Below are 5,049 nucleotides of genomic sequence, written 5' to 3'. Positions count from 1 at the left end.
GCCATTGGATTTTATGTGTACTCATCGTTATTTTCCAAATTTATTCTGGCGCTATAATTGCCTTAAAAAAGACATCAAAATGTCATATACTACTAAAAGTGTTACCCCTAAATATCTGATAGAGATAATTTCACTGATAAATTACAGTGGTATTTGTTTAACTTATTAATTTAAAATAAAAAAATTAAGAGTAACCCTATTAATACTTAGGTGTGAAAAAGTCATTTCAGCTTAAAAATTAAACAAATATTTGCTTGATGCAGATCATGACTAATTAACAATTCTAATCGTAAAAAGGTGCCAATCTAACCGTTAACCGAGGTTGTTATGGCACTCACTCAACACCCAGAAAAAATGAGAAAAGGGGTGATCGAAGATTGGCATCCTGAAGATAAAGCTTTTTGGGAAAAGACTGGTCAAAAGATCGCTTCACGCAATTTATGGATTTCTGTTCCTTGTTTACTTTTATCATTCTGCGTATGGATGCTTTTTAGTGCCGTTGCAGTAAATTTGAACAAAGTTGGTTTTAACTTTACCACAGATCAGCTATTTATGCTGACTGCACTGCCTTCAGTATCAGGTGCTATTTTACGTGTTCCTTATTCCTTTGTTATTCCTATTTTTGGTGGTCGTCGTTGGACAGCGATCAGTACCGTATTTCTCATCATTCCTTGTATTTGGCTTGGTTTTGCAGTGCAAGACACCACAACATCTTATTCAACCTTTATTGTGATTTCACTTTTATGTGGCTTTGCCGGTGCAAACTTTGCCTCAAGTATGGCAAACATCAGCTTTTTCTTTCCTAAAGCACGTCAAGGTGGGGCATTAGGATTAAATGGCGGATTAGGCAATCTGGGTGTCAGCGTCATGCAGTTAGTTGCACCATTAGTGATTGGTGTTGGCATGTTTGCGATGTTTAGTGGTCCCGGTATTGTTCAGCCTGATGGTTCACGTTTATGGCTAGAAAATGCTGCATGGATTTGGGTTCCTTTCTTACTTATTCTGACATTTGCGGCTTGGTTTGGTATGAACGACCTTGCGGCTAACAAAGCGTCTTTAAGCCAGCAATTGCCTGTATTAAAACGGGGACATCTCTGGCTATTAAGTATTTTATACCTGTGCTCTTTTGGTTCATTTATTGGTTTTTCTGCGGGTTTTGCCATGCTTTCTAAAACCCAATTCCCCGATATTGTCATTTTGCATTATGCCTTTTTTGGACCTTTATTAGGCGCTTTAGCTCGCCCTGTTGGCGGGGCTTTATCGGATAGATTTGGGGGGATTAGAGTCACACTGATTAACTTTATTATCATGGCAATTTTCTCCGCGCTACTCTTCTTAACACTACCTGAAAACGGTGCTGGTGGCTCGTTTATCGCATTCTATGGCGTCTTTATGGTGTTGTTTTTAACCGCGGGTTTAGGGAGTGGTTCTACATTCCAAATGATTGCAGTGGTATTTAGAAAAATCACAGTTGACCGCATGAAAGCACAAGGTGTTTCAGATGAAGCTGCTCAAAAAGAAGCCGTAACAGAAAGTGCAGCTGCATTGGGTTTTATCTCTGCAATTGGTGCAATTGGTGGTTTCTTTATTCCTAAAGCTTTTGGTACATCACTGGCTATGACTGGCTCTCCTGCCGGTGCCATGAAAATCTTTGTTCTATTTTATATCGCCTGCGTCTTGATCACTTGGTTGGTCTATGGACGTAAACACAATAAACAATAATGACGAATTATACGCAATGTGAGCGCGCTCGCGCGCATTGGGAGAGTATCTGATGAGTAAGTTTCTCGATAGATTCCGCTATTTTAAGCAACTTGGTGATACGTTTTCACAAGATCACGGGCAAGAATTAAATGTTAATCGTGACTGGGAAAATAGTTATCGTAGTCGCTGGCAACACGACAAAATTGTTCGTTCTACTCACGGTGTAAACTGTACTGGCTCTTGTAGCTGGAAAATTTACGTCAAAAATGGGTTGGTTACATGGGAAACCCAACAAACTGACTATCCACGTACACGTCCTGATTTACCCGATCATGAGCCTCGTGGCTGTCCTCGTGGTGCGAGCTATTCATGGTATTTATATAGCGCGAACCGCGTTAAATACCCAATGGTACGTAAACGTCTAATTAAATTGTGGCGTGAAGCAAAAGCACAACATAGCGATCCCGTTGATGCATGGGCATCCATTGTGAACTCGCCAGAAAAAACGAAAAGCTATAAACAAGCTCGTGGGCGGGGAGGATTTGTTCGCTCTTCATGGTCAGAAGTGAATGAAATTATCGCAGCGTCGAACGTGTTTACAGCAAAAGCGTTTGGTCCTGATCGTATTATCGGTTTTTCGCCAATACCTGCTATGTCGATGGTGTCATATGCTGCGGGTGCGCGCTATTTATCTCTAATAGGGGGTGCATGCTTAAGTTTCTATGATTGGTATTGCGATTTACCTCCTGCATCACCTATGACTTGGGGTGAACAAACAGACGTTCCTGAATCAGCGGACTGGTATAACGCTTCTTACTTGATTGCATGGGGCTCTAACGTACCGCAAACACGTACGCCAGATGCTCATTTCTTTACAGAAGTTCGCTACAAAGGAACAAAAACCGTTGCAGTGACACCGGATTACGCTGAAATCGCGAAACTGTGTGACCAATGGTTAAATCCCAAACAAGGTACTGACAGTGCAATGGCAATGGCGATGGGACACGTTATTCTTAACGAATTCCACGTTAAACGCCAAACGGAATACTTTAGTAACTACGTGCGCACTTACACTGATATGCCAATGTTAGTGATGTTAGATGAACATGACTCTGGCAAGTTAGTTGCGGGTCGTATGTTACGTGCTTCTGATTTAGTGAACAATCTGGATCAGGAGAAAAACCCAGAGTGGAAAACCATTGCTATTGATGAGAAAACACAGCAATTAGTGGCTCCTCAAGGTTCGATGGGCTTTCGTTGGGAAGGTGCGGCTAAATGGAATCTTGAACCTAAAGACGGTAAAAGTGGTGAAGAAGTCACTTTACAATTAGGTCTTTTAGAAAACCACGATGATGTTGTTGATGTGGCATTCCCTTATTTTGGGGGTATCAAGAGTGAATACTTTGAAGGTGTTGCTCTGGATGATGTTCTCGTTCATAAACTCCCGGCTAAACGTATTACACTTGCCAATGGCGAAGAAAAATACGTTACAACCGTCTATGACTTGCTATTAGCCAACTACGGTATTGATCGTGGTTTAAATGATGAAAACTGTGCATCAAACTACGATGAAATCAAAGCCTATTCACCCGCATGGGCAGAAAAAGTCACAGGGGTAAGTCGTCAAGATATCACTCGTATTGCGCGTGAATTTGCAGATAATGCAGAAAAAACACATGGTCGTTCTATGGTGATTGTGGGGGCGGGTATTAACCACTGGTATCACATGGACATGACCTATCGTGGCATTATCAATATGCTGATTTTCTGTGGCTGTGTCGGTCAAAGTGGTGGGGGATGGGCACACTATGTTGGACAAGAAAAACTGCGTCCACAAACGGGTTGGTTACCATTAGCCTTCGGTCTTGACTGGCAGCGCCCGCCTCGCCATATGAACAGTACGTCATTTTTCTATAACCACTCAAGTCAGTGGCGTTATGAAACCGTATCACCAACAGCGTTGTTATCACCATTAGCAGATAAATCTCGCTTTAGTGGCAGCTTGGTCGATATGAACGTACGTTCAGAGCGTATGGGGTGGTTACCGTCGGCACCACAATTAAACGTTAACCCATTATCTATTGCCAAGAAAGCTCAACAAGCTGGCGTCAGTGCAACGGATTATACCGTTAATGCATTGAAATCAGGTGAGATCCGTTTTGCTTCAGAGCAACCAGATAACCCACAAAATTTTCCACGAAATTTATTTATTTGGCGTTCTAATTTGTTAGGTTCAGCAGGTAAAGGACACGAGTATTTACTGAAATACTTGCTGGGAACCGAAAACGGATTGCAAGGTAAAGATTTAGGCGAGCAAGGGCAAGTTAAGCCACAAGAAGTGGAATGGCAAGATAAAGGAGGGGAAGGGAAAGTTGATTTAGTGGTGACGTTAGACTTCCGTATGTCAAGTACTTGCCTATTTTCCGATATCGTTTTACCCACTGCCACATGGTATGAAAAAGATGATATGAATACGTCGGATATGCATCCATTTATTCATCCATTAACCGCCGCGGTAGATCCCGCTTGGGAGTCCAAAACCGATTGGGAAATTTATAAAGGTATTGCTAAAACCTTTTCTAAATTGTGTGTCGGTCATTTAGGGGTTGAAACCGATTTAGTGACACAGCCAATACAACATGACTCCGCCGCTGAAATGGCACAGCCTTTCGATGTGAAAGATTGGAAAAAAGGCGAATGCAATCTTATTCCAGGCAAAACAGCACCACACCTTATTCCTGTTGAGCGTGATTATCCAAATACCTATGCTCGTTTTACCTCACTGGGTCCTTTAATGGACAAATTGGGTAATGGTGGTAAAGGAATTAGTTGGAATACACAAGCAGAAGTTGATTTTCTGAAAAAACTTAATCGCGTTCGTCATGATGGTGTGGCAAAAGGACGTCCTGCGATTGAAACGGCGATTGATGCCGCTGAAGTTATTCTCTCTTTAGCCCCTGAAACTAATGGTCAAGTGGCGGTAAAAGCGTGGGATGCACTCAGTCAAGTGACAGGTCGTGATCACACGCATTTAGCTAAAGTAAAGGAAGACGAAAAAATTCGTTTCCGCGATATCGTTGCCCAACCTCGTAAGATTATTTCAAGCCCTACATGGTCTGGTCTTGAAGATGAGCACGTCTCTTATAACGCCTGTTATACCAACGTTCACGAAATGATCCCTTGGCGTACGTTAAGTGGTCGTCAGCAGTTGTATCAAGATCACGAGTGGATGCGTGCTTATGGTGAAAGTTTAGTGGTCTATCGCCCCCCTATTGATACTAAGGCGATTGATGCAGTTAAAGGTAAAAAACCCAATGGTTTCCCTGAAAAAGCGCTGAACTTTCT

The 5,049-nt window shown here is 42.2% G+C and carries 2 protein-coding genes; both read left to right on the top strand.

What is annotated here, in order from left to right:
* Positions 1-327 precede the first annotated feature (327 nt).
* A complete protein-coding gene (locus tag BHE89_RS09335) occupies positions 328-1,722 on the top strand; it encodes a NarK family nitrate/nitrite MFS transporter (protein ID WP_069368202.1) in 1,395 nt (464 codons plus the stop codon).
* 52 nt (positions 1,723-1,774) lie between these two features.
* A partial coding sequence (locus BHE89_RS09330) for a nitrate reductase subunit alpha (RefSeq protein ID WP_128860425.1) occupies positions 1,775-5,049 on the top strand: 3,275 nt, incomplete at its 3' end.

This window comes from Shigella sp. FC1967 (genome assembly GCF_001743005.1).
Lineage (GTDB): Bacteria > Pseudomonadota > Gammaproteobacteria > Enterobacterales > Enterobacteriaceae > Proteus.
Note: the sequence above shows the minus strand (reverse complement) of the source record. Positions and strands in the feature narration are given on the sequence as shown.